This window comes from Rhodococcus globerulus (assembly GCF_019334125.1).
In the GTDB taxonomy this organism is placed as follows: Bacteria; Actinomycetota; Actinomycetes; order Mycobacteriales; family Mycobacteriaceae; genus Rhodococcus_F; species Rhodococcus_F globerula.
In genome coordinates, this window is record NZ_CP079698.1 from 2,147,291 (window position 1) to 2,162,709 (window position 15,419).

At 63.0% G+C, this 15,419-nt stretch carries 17 protein-coding genes; 5 read left to right on the top strand and 12 right to left on the bottom strand.

The window, feature by feature from the left end; genetic code table 11:
• Both KYT97_RS09670 and KYT97_RS09675 read right to left on the bottom strand, forming a co-directional pair.
• Complete coding sequence (locus KYT97_RS09670) at window positions 1-768, bottom strand: glutamate racemase (RefSeq protein WP_219112158.1); 768 nt, start codon at window positions 766-768, stop codon at window positions 1-3.
• A gap of 80 nt (window positions 769-848) precedes the next feature.
• Entirely contained in the window at window positions 849-2,027 is a 1,179-nt protein-coding gene (locus KYT97_RS09675; RefSeq protein ID WP_245006156.1) for an NAD(P)/FAD-dependent oxidoreductase, read from the bottom strand.
• 187 nt (window positions 2,028-2,214) lie between these two features.
• Here KYT97_RS09675 and KYT97_RS09680 point away from each other — a divergent pair, with 187 nt between their 5' ends.
• The 5 genes from KYT97_RS09680 to KYT97_RS09700 are packed head-to-tail and all read left to right on the top strand — an operon-like array spanning window position 2,215 to window position 4,731.
• On the top strand, window positions 2,215-2,679 hold the full coding sequence (locus tag KYT97_RS09680; RefSeq protein WP_045070913.1) for an Asp23/Gls24 family envelope stress response protein: 465 nt from the start codon (window positions 2,215-2,217) through the stop codon (window positions 2,677-2,679).
• Entirely contained in the window at window positions 2,676-3,005 is a 330-nt protein-coding gene (locus KYT97_RS09685; RefSeq protein ID WP_245006062.1) for an Asp23/Gls24 family envelope stress response protein, read from the top strand. The genes KYT97_RS09680 and KYT97_RS09685 overlap by 4 nt, the downstream gene beginning before the upstream one ends.
• Before the next feature lies 1 nt (window position 3,006).
• Window positions 3,007-3,186 (top strand): hypothetical protein, encoded by a 180-nt coding sequence (locus KYT97_RS09690; RefSeq protein ID WP_033236416.1) that lies wholly within the window; start codon window positions 3,007-3,009, stop codon window positions 3,184-3,186.
• Entirely contained in the window at window positions 3,173-4,171 is a 999-nt protein-coding gene (locus KYT97_RS09695) for a DUF6286 domain-containing Asp23/Gls24 family envelope stress response protein (RefSeq protein ID WP_033236417.1), read from the top strand. The genes KYT97_RS09690 and KYT97_RS09695 overlap by 14 nt, the downstream gene beginning before the upstream one ends.
• Window positions 4,168-4,731, top strand: a complete 564-nt coding sequence (locus KYT97_RS09700) for a hypothetical protein (protein WP_219112159.1) — start codon at window positions 4,168-4,170, stop codon at window positions 4,729-4,731. Before KYT97_RS09695 ends, KYT97_RS09700 begins: the two co-directional genes overlap by 4 nt.
• Window positions 4,732-4,863: 132 nt before the next feature.
• On the opposite strand, the gene tuf is transcribed toward KYT97_RS09700, so the two are convergent.
• From tuf to KYT97_RS09750, 10 genes are all read right to left on the bottom strand, one after another.
• Window positions 4,864-6,054, bottom strand: a complete 1,191-nt coding sequence (tuf, locus tag KYT97_RS09705; protein ID WP_033236419.1) for an elongation factor Tu — start codon at window positions 6,052-6,054, stop codon at window positions 4,864-4,866.
• A 132-nt stretch (window positions 6,055-6,186) separates the two neighbouring features.
• Entirely contained in the window at window positions 6,187-8,289 is a 2,103-nt protein-coding gene (fusA, locus tag KYT97_RS09710; protein WP_033236420.1) for an elongation factor G, read from the bottom strand.
• A gap of 204 nt (window positions 8,290-8,493) precedes the next feature.
• Window positions 8,494-8,964: a 30S ribosomal protein S7 gene (gene rpsG / locus KYT97_RS09715; protein ID WP_003941856.1), complete on the bottom strand. Its 471-nt coding sequence runs from the start codon at window positions 8,962-8,964 to the stop codon at window positions 8,494-8,496.
• Window positions 8,964-9,338 carry a 30S ribosomal protein S12 gene (rpsL, locus tag KYT97_RS09720; RefSeq protein WP_003941908.1) on the bottom strand — a complete coding sequence of 125 codons (375 nt, stop codon included), beginning with the start codon at window positions 9,336-9,338 and terminating at the stop codon, window positions 8,964-8,966. The genes rpsG and rpsL overlap by 1 nt, the downstream gene beginning before the upstream one ends.
• A gap of 364 nt (window positions 9,339-9,702) precedes the next feature.
• Complete coding sequence (locus KYT97_RS09725; RefSeq protein WP_116101688.1) at window positions 9,703-10,227, bottom strand: DUF3558 domain-containing protein; 525 nt, start codon at window positions 10,225-10,227, stop codon at window positions 9,703-9,705.
• Window positions 10,224-10,781, bottom strand: a complete 558-nt coding sequence (locus KYT97_RS09730) for a DUF3558 domain-containing protein (protein ID WP_219112160.1) — start codon at window positions 10,779-10,781, stop codon at window positions 10,224-10,226. Before KYT97_RS09730 ends, KYT97_RS09725 begins: the two co-directional genes overlap by 4 nt.
• A 36-nt stretch (window positions 10,782-10,817) precedes the next feature.
• Complete coding sequence (locus KYT97_RS09735; RefSeq protein ID WP_033236422.1) at window positions 10,818-11,429, bottom strand: TetR/AcrR family transcriptional regulator; 612 nt, start codon at window positions 11,427-11,429, stop codon at window positions 10,818-10,820.
• A 16-nt stretch (window positions 11,430-11,445) separates the two neighbouring features.
• Window positions 11,446-12,243 carry an enoyl-CoA hydratase family protein gene (locus tag KYT97_RS09740; protein ID WP_116101691.1) on the bottom strand — a complete coding sequence of 266 codons (798 nt, stop codon included), beginning with the start codon at window positions 12,241-12,243 and terminating at the stop codon, window positions 11,446-11,448.
• 25 nt (window positions 12,244-12,268) lie between these two features.
• Entirely contained in the window at window positions 12,269-13,429 is a 1,161-nt protein-coding gene (locus tag KYT97_RS09745) for an acyl-CoA dehydrogenase family protein (RefSeq protein ID WP_033236424.1), read from the bottom strand.
• A complete protein-coding gene (locus tag KYT97_RS09750; RefSeq protein ID WP_219112161.1) occupies window positions 13,429-15,414 on the bottom strand; it encodes an acetyl/propionyl/methylcrotonyl-CoA carboxylase subunit alpha in 1,986 nt (661 codons plus the stop codon). The genes KYT97_RS09745 and KYT97_RS09750 overlap by 1 nt, the downstream gene beginning before the upstream one ends.
• Window positions 15,415-15,419 lie beyond the last annotated feature (5 nt).

A 15,419-nucleotide genomic window follows, 5' to 3' on the forward strand; every position in this document is an offset into this window, starting at 1 on the left:
TCAGGCCCTTATTGCTCCCAACAACCGTCCGGCGTCGAATGCTTCGGCGCTGGACGGAAGGCTGCCGGGGCGTCCGCTCACGAACACCTCGACCGTCCCGGAACCAACTGAAGTGTCCATCTCAGCTGCGTCGATACGGCGCAGTGTCTGCCTTGCGACGGCCTCGGCGCTGTCGAAGAGCAAGACGCCTTCGGGCAGCGCGGCAACAATCTCGTCCCGCAACAACGGGTAATGGGTGCAGCCAAGAACAACACCTTGCACACCGTCTGGTGTCCGGGCCGCGGCGTCGCTGATCGCGGCCAAGGCGCCCGCTCGGTTGCCTCGGTCGATGGCGTCGGCGAGGCCGTGGCACGCGACGCCGACTACCTCGGTTCCATCCGCGAATTCGGCGATCAGATCTGCCTGATAGCGGCTGGCCGTGGTTGCCGCCGTAGCCCAGATCGCCACCGACTCACACACGGCAGCCGCTGGTTTGATTGCCGGTACCGTCCCGATTACGGGAATACCAGGCCCGACCAGCTCGCGGACATGCTCGAGCGCCGTCACACTCGCCGTATTGCATGGCAGCACGATGACCTCCGCGCCCCGGTCGAGACTTCGCGCCGCAGCACCGAGCACCCGGTCGATCACCCACGGCGCAGGCTTCGGCCCCCATGGTGCGCCGTCAGGATCCAAGGACAACACCAGATCCAATTCGGGACGCAGGCGGCGAAGCCAAGCGGAAGTCGGGAGCAAACCTAGACCCGAGTCGATGAGCGCAACGATCACCGAACAAATCTAGCGTCCCGAACCCGACCGAGCCGCATCAGCTCGCCCGCCTGTCCGTCAACTCACACTGCTGGGGCAACTCACACTGCTGCGGCTTCCAGCACTTCGGCGATCGGAGTACCCGCGGCGATCTTCGCGCGCATCTTCATCACCGCCGCAGGACTGCCACAGCCGACTACGGCTGCCAACACTCCGTCACGCTCGTAGTAGGCGACAAACTTGCGGCCGTCGTCCTTGACGATATGCACCTGATCGGTGGACGACACCGTTCCCAGCGCCTGAATCTTCACGTCGTATTGATCGCTCCAGAAATACGGAACCTGCGCGGGCGCATTCGCGTCACCGGTACCGGTCAACGCACCGGCAAGGATCTTTGCCTGATCCCCGGCGTTGCTCCAGTGTTCGACGCGCTTGCGCGCTTCCCCGATCGTCCATGCGGCCACGTCACCGATCGCCCACACGTTCTCGACACTTGTCCGGCCCACCGCGTCGCACAGCACTCCGTTGCCGAGTTCGATCCCGGAATCTGCAAGCCAATCCGTCACCGGCAATGATCCGACGCCGATGGCGACCACGTCGACGGCAATTTCGGAACCGTCACCGAGAACAGCGGTGTCGACGACGCCGTCGCCGGACAGAGTCTCGAGCCCGACGCCAACCCGGACGTCGATGCCCGCGTCTCGGTGCAGTCGCTCCACCAGAGCACCGACCGTCGTGCCCAGTACCGATGCAAGCGGTGTCGGTTGCGGTTCGAGCAGAACGACGTCAACTCCGTGCGACTTCATGCTCGACGCCAACTCACAGCCGATGAAACCGGCACCGACGATCAGCGCTCGCTTGCCCGGCGCAAGGTCCGCGCGCAGAGCGAGTGCTTCCTCGATGGAACGCAGGACGTGCACGCCTGAAAGCTCAGGCAGACCGCCGATGCGCCTTGGGGTCAGTCCCGTGGCGATGATCAGATCGTCGTACGTCAGCTCCGAACCGTCGGCAAACGCGACGGTCTTGGATGCGGTATCCACCGAGAGTGCTGGTGAACCGAGCTTCAGGTCGATCGCGTTCTCGGTGAAGAACTCCGCCGGACGCAGAGTCGTCTCGTCCTTGTCTCCGCGGATGACTTCCTTCGACAGCGGCGGACGGTCGTACGGCAGATGCGCCTCACCGCCCGCGAGGACTATCTCGCCCACGAAACCGGCGCGCCGCAGCTCCTCCGCGGCTCGTAGCCCCGACAAACCTGCGCCCACGATCACAATCCGTGCCACCACACACCCACCCGTCTGATCTTGCGTCACTATCGGCGCCCACTATGAGAGCCGTCACGTATTCACGTCAGACTCTGTCATACCAAATTCGGACGTAGGTGTGGTGCACCCGCTGGGAAGCAGTGGTTGTCACTAGAGTTGATGACAGGTGAGACGCACACACTGAAACTCGAGCAGGGAGCACCGCATGACCAGCGATTCCAGTGGAAGCAGCAGCGTCCAGTTCGGCGCGGACGGCGGCGCCGCGCTCCACAGCACGCAGGGCAAAACGATCATTGCGGACGCCGTGGTCGCCAAGATCGCCGGCATAGCCACCCGCGAGATCAACGGCGTGTACGACGTCGGCGGCGGTACCGCACGCGCCGTCGGCGCACTCCGCGACCGCATCCCTGGTGCACGCGTCAATCACGCGCAGGGCGTGGCCGTCGAGGTCGGCGAGAAGCAGGCCGCGATCGACATCGGAATCGTCGCCGAATACGGCGTCGCCCTCCACGAATTGGCGCTCGGAATCAGGCGCAACGTCATCGCGGCCGTCGAAAGAATGACCGGCCTCGAAGTCACCGAAGTCAACATCACCGTCTTCGACGTCATGCTCTTCGGCGAATCCGAGAACCCGGGCACCGAAGCGGAAGCGAAGCCGAGAGTTCAGTGAGCGGTCCCCAACGGATCGATCTCGGTTTGGCAGCCGAAACCGTCGCCGACGCCGCGCTGGCGGTTCACGGTGTCGCCGCACTGCACGGCGGCGAGTTCGGCGAAGTCGGAACCTACCTCCCGGGCAAGCGCGTCACCGGCGTGGTCATCGACGAAAACGGTTGCAACGTACACATATCCGTCGCTTACCCGGCAAACGTCGTGACTGTCGCTCAACACGTCCGCGACGCGGTCGGGCAGGTCGTCGACGTACCGATCACCGTCACCGTCGGCGACGTCAGCCACCCTGACGATCAGCTCGCACCCCTCATCGAAGAAAGGAACTGATGTGAACAGCACGACAGTCGGCCTGCTGGTCGGTCTGCTCCTCGCCCTCGCCGGAATTCTGGGCGGGTTCAGCGGATTCCTTTTTGCCGTCCTACTCGGAGCAGCCGGTATGGCGATCGGCGCGCATCGCGACGGTCACCTCGACCTCGGCGCCATCCTCCGAAGCCGTGGCCGTGGCTGAGTCCACCACACCCACCCCCACGGCGGGCACATCAACACCGGACCCCGTTGACCCCGGCCTTCGCGGCGTACTGGTCATCAAGGACCGCGCGATGTCGAAAATCGCCACAGCCGCCGCGATCACGGTCCCCGGAGTTGTCCGGCAAACCGGCGGACTCAGCAAGTTGACCGGACGGGAACTGCCGCGGGCAGACATCGCGATGGGGTCCGACGCCGTATCCGTCAATCTCTTTCTTGCGGTCAACTGGCCGTGCTCTGTTGTCGAACTGACAGGTCGCGTGCACAACGAGGTCGCCACGAGTGTCGAATCCCTCACCGGCTACCCGCTGCACGAAATGAACGTTCTGATTGCGGCAACCACGGTCCCCGAAGAGGGCGCCGTACCGGGCATCAGCATTCCCGAAGACACTGCCGAGCAACCGGTTTCGCAGTGGACTCCCCCTCGCACGCCTGCCGCCGCACCCGCCGCAGCGGTATCGGCAGTAGTGATCGCGTTCGGACTGCTCGCGCTTGCTTTTGTGGTCTCACGTGAATGGTTCATCAATCGCGGCACCTTCGAATCTGCGCCGTGGATCGCGAACTCCGTTGAATGGGCATCACGATTGCACTGGCAGACGTGGCTACTACCGACGGCAATCGCAGCGGTAGTCGCCGGGGTCGTCCTGATCATGACGGCGATGAAGCGACGTGCTAAAACCCATGTGCCACTAGGGAACCCGAATGCCGGTACCGTCTGGATGCGCCCGACCGACATTGCCCGCATGTGCAGCGGACAAGCCGCAACGGTGCCCGGCGTCGAACGCGCCCACACCACCGTCGACCGCAAACACGCCAAGGTCCATATCGATACCGTCGGCGGGGATCGCGACGCACTGATCACGGCCGTCGAAACAGCAGTTCAACCGCACCTCGACGTCCTACAGCGCCCCGTCCGTCTGACCGTTCTCGCCCGAGAAATCGCAGCAAAGCAGAAGGTCGAATCGTGAACCGCTACATAGCCGCGCTCGACCGAATCGTTGTGCTGATCATCGGCATTGCTCTCGTCGTCGCCGGTGCGTACATCATCGCCTGGGATGCCGGCGTCCGTCTGATCCGGACGTGGGTGTCACGGCTGGATCGACCGACACTCCTCGGAATTCCCGAGCAGCCCTGGTGGCATTGGGTTCTCACCGGAACTTTTGTCTTCTGCGTGATTGCCGGCTTCGGCTTGCTGTATCTCAATCTTCGGCTGCGCCGCGCCCGAGCAATAACACTCCGACATGCACAGTCCGGCACCGAAATCAGTGTTGATCTCGGTCCGATCGCCGATGGTGTTGCAGCTGAACTCGCACATTTGCCCGGTGTCCGTGCCGCTAAGGGACGAGCCACCGTAGACCGTGGGCTCCCGACACTCTCCGTAGTGGTCAACGCCGATCCCGGAATCAACGTCGTCGACTTCACCACCCGCGCCGAGGACATCGCGTCGACAACGCGCCGCAACCTCGACGGTTCTGATGTTGCGGTGCAGGTACTACTGCACCTCCATCGAGTGGACGCCGCGCAGTAGGTCTGGCTCCGGTTCCCGAGCAGGCAGACCACCACCGGAAAACAAGTACAACAACAAGAAAGGCGCTCACTCCCCGAAGGGAATGAGCGCCTTTCTGTGCAGAGCTATGAATCAACTAGCAAGACAAGAGTCTCACTTGATGATCTTGGAAACCTTGCCGGCGCCGACCGTACGGCCGCCTTCGCGAATTGCGAAGCGCAGGCCCTCGTCCATGGCGACAGGCTGGATGAGCTTGACGGACATCTCGGTGTTGTCACCGGGCATGACCATCTCGGTGCCCTCAGGCAGCGTCACGACGCCCGTAACGTCCGTGGTACGGAAGTAGAACTGCGGGCGGTAGTTGTTGAAGAACGGGGTGTGGCGGCCGCCCTCGTCCTTCGACAGGATGTATGCCTGGCCCTCGAACTCCGTGTGGGGAGTCGTGGTGCCCGGCTTGACGACAACCTGTCCACGCTCGACATCTTCGCGCTTGATGCCACGAACGAGCAGTCCGACGTTGTCGCCGGCCTGGCCCGAGTCGAGCAGCTTGCGGAACATTTCGATGCCCGTGACGGTGGTCTTGGTGGAGGTCTCCTTGATGCCGACGATCTCCACCTCCTCGTTCACGTTGACAACGCCACGCTCGATACGACCGGTGACAACGGTGCCACGGCCGGTGATCGTGAAGACATCCTCGACAGGCATGAGGAAGGGCTTCTCGGTCTCACGAACCGGAGTCGGGATGGACTCGTCGACTGCAGCCATGAGGTCGAGGATGGACTGGGTCCACTTCTCGTCGCCCTCGAGTGCCTTGAGTGCCGAGATCGGGATGACCGGGGCGTCCTCGTCGAATTCCTGAGCGGCCAGCAGTTCGCGGACCTCCATCTCGACGAGCTCGAGGATCTCTTCGTCGTCAACCATGTCGGCCTTGTTCAGGGCGACGAGGATGTACGGAACGCCAACCTGGCGAGCGAGCAGGACATGCTCGCGCGTCTGGGGCATCGGGCCATCGGTGGCTGCAACGACGAGGATAGCGCCGTCCATCTGAGCCGCGCCGGTGATCATGTTCTTGATGTAGTCGGCGTGACCCGGTGCATCGACGTGCGCGTAGTGGCGCTTGTCCGTCTGGTACTCAACATGCGAGATGTTGATCGTGATGCCACGAGCCTTTTCCTCGGGAGCCTTGTCGATCTGATCGAAGGCCGAAGCCTCGTTCAGGTCGGGGAAAGCATCCGCAAGCACCTTGGTGATGGCCGCCGTCGTCGTGGTCTTGCCGTGGTCGACGTGACCGATGGTGCCGATGTTCACGTGCGGCTTCGTCCGCTCGAACTTCGCCTTCGCCACTTTTGTCCTCCTGGACTGATAATTGCTTGCCGTATGCAGCAGTGCGGTTGGTTATTACTTGGTCGTGCTTCGTGCCGAAAGCAACCGAGGTTACTTACCGGCGCGGGCTGGGGAGCTCGCAGTACTTACTACTTACTCGCCCGTCGCCTTGGCGATGATTTCCTTCGAGACGTTCGCGGGAACCTCTGCGTAGGAATCGAACACCATGGAGAAGTTCGCCCGGCCCTGGGTCCTGGACCGCAGGTCACCGATGTAACCGAACATCTCCGAGAGCGGAACCAGCGCCTTCACGACACGGGCACCACTGCGTTCCTCCATGGCCTGAATCTGGCCACGGCGGGAGTTGATATCGCCGATCACGTCGCCCATGTACTCCTCGGGCGTTGTGACCTCGACAGCCATAAGGGGTTCGAGAATGACGGGGCCGGCCTTGCGGGCGGCTTCCTTCAGCGCCTGCGAACCGGCAACCTTGAACGCCATTTCCGAGGAGTCGACGTCGTGGTAAGCACCATCGAGCAGCGACAGCTTCAGGTTCACGAGCGGGTAGCCGGCGAGAACACCGTACTGCATCGCGTCCTGTGCGCCTGCATCCACGGAGGGGATGTACTCGCGCGGGATACGTCCGCCGGAGACCTTGTTCTCGAATGCGTAGGTAGCACCGTCTTCGCCCACGAAAGGCTCCAGAGCGATGATGACCTTTGCGAACTGGCCCGAGCCACCCGTCTGCTTCTTGTGGGTGTAGTCGTGCTTCTCGACCGTCTTGGTGATGGTCTCGCGGTACGCAACCTGCGGCTTGCCGACGTTGGCCTCGACCTTGAACTCGCGACGCATGCGGTCGACGAGGATGTCGAGGTGGAGCTCGCCCATGCCGCCGATGACGGTCTGACCGGTCTCGTCGTCGAGTTCGACCGAGAAGGTCGGATCCTCTTCGGCGAGCTTCTGGATCGCGACGCCCAGCTTTTCCTGGTCGGACTTGGTCTTGGGCTCGATGGAGACCTGGATGACCGGTGCGGGGAACGACATCGACTCGAGGACGATGGGGTTCGCCTGATCGCACAAGGTGTCACCGGTGGTGGTGTCCTTGAGGCCGATCATCGCGTAGATGTGGCCGGCTACGGCCTCTTCTACCGGGTTCTCCTTGTTGGCGTGCATCTGGAAGAGCTTTCCGATGCGCTCCTTCTTGCCCTTGGTTGCGTTGAGCACCTGTGCGCCCGGATCGATACGACCCGAGTACACGCGGACGAAGGTCAGCTTGCCGAAGAACGGGTGAGCAGCGATCTTGAAGGCGAGAGCCGAGAACGGCTCTTCCTTGCTCGGCTTGCGAGTGATCTCTACTTCTTCGTCATTGAGCTTGTGTCCGACAACCTCGCCGATATCCAGCGGGTTGGGCAGGTAGTCGATGACTGCGTCGAGCATGGGCTGAACGCCCTTGTTCTTGAACGCGGAGCCACAGATAACCGGGTACAGCTCGGAAGCGACCGTCATCTTGCGGATGGCGCCCTTGATTTCCTCGACCGTGAGCTCTTCGCCGCCGAAGTACTTCTCCATGAGAGCTTCGTCGGACTCGGCAACGGTTTCGAGCAGCTTCTCGCGGTACTCTGCAGCCTTCTCGACGAGATCCGCGGGGATCTCTTCGATGGTCGGCAGTGCACCGGTCGGAACTACGCCGCGCCACGTGATGGCACGCATCTCGACCAGGTCGACGACGCCGTCGAAGTCGTCCTCAGCGCCGATGGGCAGCTGGAGAACGAGCGGCTTCGCGCCGAGACGGTCGATGATGGTCTGCACGGTGAAGTAGAAATCCGCGCCCATCTTGTCCATCTTGTTGACGAAGCAGATACGCGGAACGTCGTACTTGGCAGCCTGACGCCACACCTGCTCGGACTGCGGCTCGACACCCTCTTTACCGTCGAACACAGCAACTGCGCCGTCGAGCACGCGCAGCGACCGCTCCACCTCGACCGTGAAGTCGACGTGGCCGGGGGTATCGATGATGTTGATCTGGTTGTTGTTCCAGAAGCAAGTCACGGCGGCAGACGTGATCGTGATGCCGCGTTCCTTCTCCTGCTCCATCCAGTCCGTCGTCGACGCACCGTCGTGCGTCTCACCGATCTTGTAATTGACACCGGTGTAGAACAGGATGCGCTCGGTGGTGGTGGTTTTGCCGGCATCGATGTGCGCCATGATGCCGATGTTGCGGACCTTGTTCAGGTCAGTCAGCACTTCCTGTGCCACAGGTTTCTTCCCCGCTCGTTGCTTGGTTTTTCGGGTGTCGGCCGTATCCGGTGTGTTCCACCGTCAAGGCCATGGTCTTTCAATTATGTCTCTGCCGCGGCAACCCGACCACCTCTGTCCGGAATTAACCGGCCGATGTGATCAGGTCGCCAACGGCGACAGCGTCGGAGCACCCACCCGATGGCAGTTGCTCCGACGCTTACATCACCAGCGGTAGTGGGCGAATGCCTTGTTGGCTTCGGCCATCTTGTGAGTGTCTTCGCGACGCTTCACAGCTGCACCGAGGCCATTGCTGGCATCGAGGAGCTCGTTGGCGAGACGCTCGACCATGGTCTTCTCACGACGTGCACGCGAGAAGGTGACCAGCCAGCGCAGTGCCAGCGTGGTGGAACGACCGGGACGAACCTCGACCGGCACCTGGTAGGTAGCGCCACCAACGCGGCGGCTACGAACCTCGAGTGCAGGCTTGACGTTGTCCAGGGCGCGCTTGAGCGTGACGACCGGATCGGTGCCGGTCTTCTCGCGTGCCTGCTCGAGAGCCTGGTACACGATTCGCTCTGCGGTGGACTTCTTGCCGTCCAGCAGGATCTTGTTGACGAGCTGCGTCACCAACGGGGAACCGTAAACCGGGTCGTTGATGAGCGGGCGCTTCGGAGCGGGGCCCTTACGTGGCATTAGCTCTTCTCCTTCTTGGCGCCGTAGCGGCTGCGTGCCTGCTTGCGACCCTTGACACCCTGGGTGTCGAGGGAGCCGCGGATGATCTTGTAACGGACACCCGGGAGGTCCTTCACACGACCGCCACGGACGAGCACCATGGAGTGCTCCTGAAGGTTGTGGCCTTCACCGGGGATGTACGCGGTGACCTCGACCGAAGTCGTCAGGCGAACGCGAGCGACCTTACGGAGAGCGGAGTTCGGCTTCTTGGGGGTGGTGGTGTACACGCGAGTGCACACGCCACGACGCTGCGGGCTGCCCTTGAGGGCTGCCGTCTTGACCTTGGCGGTCTTGTCGCGGCGACCCTTGCGGACCAGCTGGTTGATGGTTGGCATTTACCGGCTTTCTACGTCGGAACAGACTGCTCGAAGCAACCTTGGCTGTTCTGAAATTAGGGATCTAGCAGTTGGAGCAAGATAGCTGCTGCTCCTCACCCACCTCTGATACTGCTGCGCTGCGCAAATGCGCCTCGCTCTGCACCCGAGGTCGGGCGTGTCGCATACCCCCACACAGGCAGCCGGATGCTCGTTCTGAAGCAATAACTGCTCGAACGTGCGCACGGCAATACCTAGCTAGGCACACAGATCGGCCCGGGCATGCCGGACACGACCCATAACGATACCTGCCAGCGTGCTATGTGGTCAAAATGAGCCTGAAGTGATACGGAACTCACAGCAACGACCAGGTTCGACAGCAGGTTCAAATACTGACGTTGAGCGTCAGTTCTCCGAGTTTAGTGGCTCCCGCGCACGCATCCATGCCGCCGGCCGGCTGGCGCACCCACCAACCGAACACTCCCCCGGCCGGAGCGCCGGCGGTGATGCCACAGCTTTGTGGATCCGCCGGTTGCCGCACGAGGTAGGCGTCACTGCCCTTGACGGTGATCTTCTCGACCACATATCCGAGATGCTCGAATGCGGCGACCTCGTGATCGGTGGTGCCGGTCTCGAACCAGTTGAACGTGACATGGACCGGACCTGCGCCGCCAACCCCGTCCCACCGACAGATTGCCCCGTAGAAACCACGGTCGACGCCGTCGGCGCCGATTGCCGCCGCGATCTGCGGGTCGGACACCGCTTCACATTCCTGCAGGATGTTGGCGAACTTCTCGCTGCTACTGCCCTGATAGCCGCCCTCGGCCAGCGGCGTTCCCGTCACTGTCGAACCGCACCCCGTCAGCAGGATCAACGACGCGCCAAGCGCCGCCGCCCGTGCGCGACTCACTGTGCCCTCGAGACAGTGAGTTCCATCAGGCTCTTCCCGACAACACACGGATCGGCAGGCGGGGCGACAAGCCCGGAGTTCGCGGAGCCGTAGTTCACCGACCAATGGACAAAATCGCCCCCGAACGAAATACCCAACTCGCACAGAACGCCTTCTCGCGACGCGATGAAACCGGAGTGGCCCTCGATCGTGATGTCGGCGGCAGGTCGACCGAGAAGGTCGGAACCGGCGCGCTCGCGGCCGATCGGGCTGCCGCGGTACCAGGAGAACGCGACGCTTGGTCCCAACGAACCGGCAACCGTCCATTCACAGCCGACACCGTTTCTGGTGACATCGGTGAACGCGAGCCCGAAAGCCGCGACCACCTCCTCATCCGTCACCGATCCGCATTCTGCGAACATCGGACCGGGATCGGTTGCTGCCTGGGCGGTGGGCGCTGAACCTGTGGACTGTTCCGCTGTGCCGTCGTCGGCCCCACAGCCGGTAACCGACACCAGCACCGCAGCAGCGACCACCAACGGGGTACTGAAGGACAGGGCTCTGCGGCGCGGCATGCAGGTGACTGTACTTCCGGGATCAGAGCTGCGCGATCACGACACCGGCGCTGACACACGCACGAGAGTCGAGTCGAGTTGCGCCGCCCACGTTCTGACCACCTCGGACCGTCGACGCGAGTCGTCGGTCAAGACATCTGCCAACCCCAGCCCTCGGGCAAGGTCAAGGGTCGCCTGCACCAGACGGTGCGTCGTCGGATCTGCGTCGTCGGCGCCAAGACTCTCGACGGCCATGCGGTGCGCGATGCGCCCGAACCGTTCCTCGAGTGGCAACACTCGCGCTCGCAAGTCCGGGTCGGAAGCTGCCGCTGTCCACACCTGAAGTGCTGCCTTGAACAGAGTGCCGGTGTAGTACTCGACCAATCGGGAGATGATCGCCTCGGTTCGACCGGCACCTGCGGGAAGGTCGGTGGACTCTTTGCGTGCCTGATCCATTCGGGCGTCGAACATCACCTCGAGTGCCGCGGTGATCAGGTCCTCACGCGTCGGGAAGTGGTGCTGCATGGCACCACGGGACACCCCGGCCCGCTGCGCGACGACGCTCATCGTCGTTGCACCCCATCCGAGTTCGGCGAGACACTCCACCGTCACTTCGAGCAGGTGGGAGCGCGTGACTCGACTTCGGTCCTGCTTGGGTTCTCGAGTCATCGCGCCGCCATCCCTTCTACTGTGCGTTCTGTTGTGCCCAGGCTGCTGGACGCTTCTGCAAGAAAGACATCATGCCCTCACGAGCCTCGTCAGAGGAAAACAGCCGCGCCGACTGCGCGATCATCTCCTCGCCGTCTCGGTCGAATCCGGCCAGGACCTGCCTGGTCGTGAGCCATTTCGATTCGGCCAGCCCCTGTGGCGAGCACTGACGCAATGTGACCAAGAGTTCAGTGATCGACTCGGCGGTTCCCTGCGACGCTTCCGTCACCAGCCCGATAGCGTGGGCCTCGTTCGGTCCGAACTTCTCTCCGGTGAGCAGGTACCGGCTCGCAGATCGCTGATCGAGCCTCGGCAGAACAGTGAGCGAGATGATGGACGCGGCCAACCCCAATCGTGATTCCGTCACCGCGAAGGTGCTCGCCGGTCCGGCGACGACGATGTCGCACGCCCCGACAAGACCCATCCCCCCGGCCCGGACGTGACCGTCGATGCGCCCGATCACGGGCTTGGGCAGCTCGAGAATGCTGCGCAAGAGCGTCAGCATCCCCCGCCCGCGCTCTTTGACTGCCTCCTCCGGAGATAAGGACGACCCGGATGCTTCGCTGAGATCGGCTCCCGCACAGAATGTTCCACCGGTGTGGGTGAGCACCACTGCTCGAACTGCCGGATCAGCGGCCGCCGACGTCAGTCCAGCCTGCAACTCCGTGACCAACCGCGTCGAAATCGCGTTGCGGTTGTGTGGTGAGTCGAGAGTGATCGTGGCCGCACCACCGGATACTTCGTACCGTACGTATGGCTTGTCCTCGTCCGTCATGCTTCGCCCTTTCCAGTGAGACCGTCTAGTAAGACCGAGGCAGACCGAGAGAGTGCTGCGAGACGAAGTTGAGGATCATCTCGCGGCTCACCGGCGCGACACGGGCGATACGAGCCGCGCCGAGCATGGCGGCCAGTCCGTATTCCTTCGTCAGACCCGCCCCGCCGTGCGTCTGGATCGCCTGATCGAGTGCCTTGATGCTGGCCTCGGCAGCCGCGTACTTCGCCATGTTCGCGGCTTCGGCAGCACCGAAATCGTCACCACTGTCGTAGAGGACCGCGGCCTTCTGCATCATCAGCTTGGCGAGCTCGAGTTCGATCTTCACCTGCGCGAGGGGATGCGAAATACCTTGGTGGGCACCGATCGGCGTCTTCCACACCGTGCGCTCGTTGGCGAACTTCACCGCGGCGTTCAGGGCGTAACGGCCCATTCCGATGGCCATCGATGCACCCAGGATGCGCTCGGGGTTGAGACCGGCGAACAACTGCATCAGGGCGGCATCGGCTTCGCCGACCAGAGCGTCGGCCGGCAGCCGTACATCGTCGAGGAACAAGATGAACTGGTGGTCCGGCTCGATGATATCCATCTCCATCTGTGTCTTCACGAATCCGGGAGAATCCGTGGGGACGATGAACAGAGCGGGCTTGAGCTTGCCGGTCTTGGAGTCCTCGGTGCGCGCGACGATGAGCACTGCGTCAGCTTGATCGACGCCCGAGATGTAGATCTTGTTGCCGCTCAGGATCCAGTCTTCGCCGTCGCGACGAGCCGTCGTCGTGATCTGGTGTGAGTTCGAACCCGCGTCGGCCTCGGTGATTCCGAACGCCATGATCTTGGAGCCGTCGGCGAGGCTGGGCAGCCACTGCTGCTTCTGCTCCGCAGTGCCGTACTTGCCGATGATGGTGCCGCAGATGGCCGGCGAGACGACAACCAGGAGCAGACCGGCACCCTGCGCCGCCAATTCCTCCTGCACCAGCGCGAGTTCGTAGATACCAGCACCGCCGCCGCCGTATTCCTCGGGCAGGTTGACGCCCAGGAATCCGAGTTTGCCCGCCTCGTTCCACAATTCGGTGAGCGGCTCACCCTTGCGTGCCTTGGGCAGCACGTAGTCGACGTAGTTGAAGCGCTCACCCAGTTTGGAAACGGATGCCCGCAGTTCCTTCTGCTCTTCGGTTTCGATGAAACTCATCATGCGTCCTCTTCTGTAGCGGGTTCTTCCACACGTGCGAGTACCGATCCGACCTCGACCTGCTGGCCGACGGCGACCGGAAGTTCTACCAGGACACCGGCAGTCGGCGCGGTGACTGTGTGTTCCATCTTCATGGCCTCTAGCCACAGAATCGGCTGGCCGGCAGTGACGGTGTCACCGAGTGCGGCACCGAGGCGGATAACCGATCCCGGCATCGGAGCGAGCAACGAACCAGCCGCGACTTCCGCCGACGGATCCACGAAGCGCGGTGCTGCCGTCAACGCGACCGGCCCCAGCGAGGAGTCGACAAAAATCTCACTCCCGTACGCCGCCACGTCGAACGAACGCCGTACTCCGCTCTGCTCGAGCACTACCTGTGCAGCAGTTGCCGATACCAGGCTCAGGCCGTCGAACCCTTCTGCACTCAGCACGCCGCTTCGGCTCAGGGAGTAGCGGACGTCGTAGTCGCCCGACGCAGTGGAGTAGCTCTTGCTCTGTGGCTGCGACGGCAGGTTGCGCCACCCGCTGGGCAAGCGGCCGATGACGCGCGCCGACGCCCGGTTGTGCGCGGCATCGGCAAGTGCCGCCGCCAACGCCGAAAGCCTTTCGGCGTCGGTATCGGCCAGAGGCGTTGACAACTTCTCGAGGTCATGGGTTTCGAAGAACGCCGTATCGGTATCCCCGGCAATGAAGGCCGGGTGAGTCAGGACATTGACGAGCAGGTCACGGTTGGTGCGCAGGCCGTGAATCCTGGTGCGCGCCAGCGTCGACGCGAGCAGCCGGGCAGCTGCGGTCCGCGTCGGCGCGTACGAGATGACCTTGGCCAACATCGGGTCGTAGTGGACGCCGACAACACTGCCGTCGACGACGCCGGAGTCGAGGCGAACGCCCTGCTCACGCAGAACACTGAATTCTTGTGGGTCACCGGGCAACTCGATGTGGTGAACGGTTCCGCTCTGCGGTTGCCAGTTCTTGGCGGGGTCCTCGGCGTACAGGCGCACCTCGATGGAATGTCCGCGAATCTCCGGCTGCTCGTCCGGAAGCACTTCACCTGAAGCGACCTGCAATTGCAGTTCCACCAGATCGAGTCCGGTGGTGCACTCGGTGACGGGATGCTCCACCTGCAGGCGAGTGTTCATCTCCAGAAAAAAGAAGTCACCCTTTTCGTCAGCCAGGAATTCAACGGTTCCCGCTCCCTCGTAGCCGATGGCGTTGGCTGCGAGCCGCGAGGCGTCGAAAAGCTTGTCGCGCATGGCGGGGATGCGTTGCACGAGCGGCGACGGTGCCTCTTCGACCACCTTCTGATGCCGACGCTGGATCGAGCACTCGCGCTCCCCCACCGCCCACACCCCACCGTGGCGGTCGGCCATGACCTGAACCTCGATGTGCCGACCGGTCTCGAGGTAGCGCTCGCAGAAGACAGTCGGGTCACCGAAGGCGGACTGCGCCTCACGCCGCGCCGCTTCCAGTTCGCCTTCCAGCGCCGACAATTCACGAACGACACGCATTCCGCGTCCGCCGCCGCCCGCCGACGCCTTGATGAGCACCGGCAGATGAGCTTCGGTCACCGCAGCGGGATCGAGTTCGGACAGCACCGGAACTCCGGCCGCGTCCATGATCTTCTTGGACTCGACTTTCGAGCCCATGAGCTCGATGGATTCGACGGGCGGACCGATCCACGTCAGCCCCGCGTCGATGACGCTGCGCGCGAACTCCGCGTTCTCGGAGAGGAATCCGTAGCCGGGGTGAATCGCGTCGGCGCCCGAAGCCTTGGCGGCGGCGATGATGAGCTCACCCCGCAGGTAGGTCTCGGCAGGCGTGTTACCCGGCAGGCGAACCGAAGCATCGGCTTCGGAGACGTGCGGGCTGTCGGCATCCGCGTCGGAAAAAACCGCAACCGTCCCGATTCCGTTCTTCCGACAGGTTGCGAAGACACGGCGGGCGATTTCGCCACGATTGGCGACCAGTACTGAAGTGATTGTCACGGCGT

What these genes read in the sequence shown, in the direction of transcription:
- rpsL (WP_003941908.1), bottom strand. Translation starts at nt 9,338, where the DNA reads ATGCCAACCATCAACCAGCTGGTCCGCAAGGGTCGCCGCGACAAGACC.
- KYT97_RS09745 (WP_033236424.1), bottom strand. Translation starts at nt 13,429, where the DNA reads ATGAGTTTCATCGAAACCGAAGAGCAGAAGGAACTGCGGGCATCCGTT.
- KYT97_RS09740 (WP_116101691.1), bottom strand. Translation starts at nt 12,243, where the DNA reads ATGACGGACGAGGACAAGCCATACGTACGGTACGAAGTATCCGGTGGT.
- KYT97_RS09680 (WP_045070913.1), top strand. Translation starts at nt 2,215, where the DNA reads ATGACCAGCGATTCCAGTGGAAGCAGCAGCGTCCAGTTCGGCGCGGAC.
- KYT97_RS09730 (WP_219112160.1), bottom strand. Translation starts at nt 10,781, where the DNA reads ATGCCGCGCCGCAGAGCCCTGTCCTTCAGTACCCCGTTGGTGGTCGCT.
- KYT97_RS09735 (WP_033236422.1), bottom strand. Translation starts at nt 11,429, where the DNA reads ATGACTCGAGAACCCAAGCAGGACCGAAGTCGAGTCACGCGCTCCCAC.
- rpsG (WP_003941856.1), bottom strand. Translation starts at nt 8,964, where the DNA reads ATGCCACGTAAGGGCCCCGCTCCGAAGCGCCCGCTCATCAACGACCCG.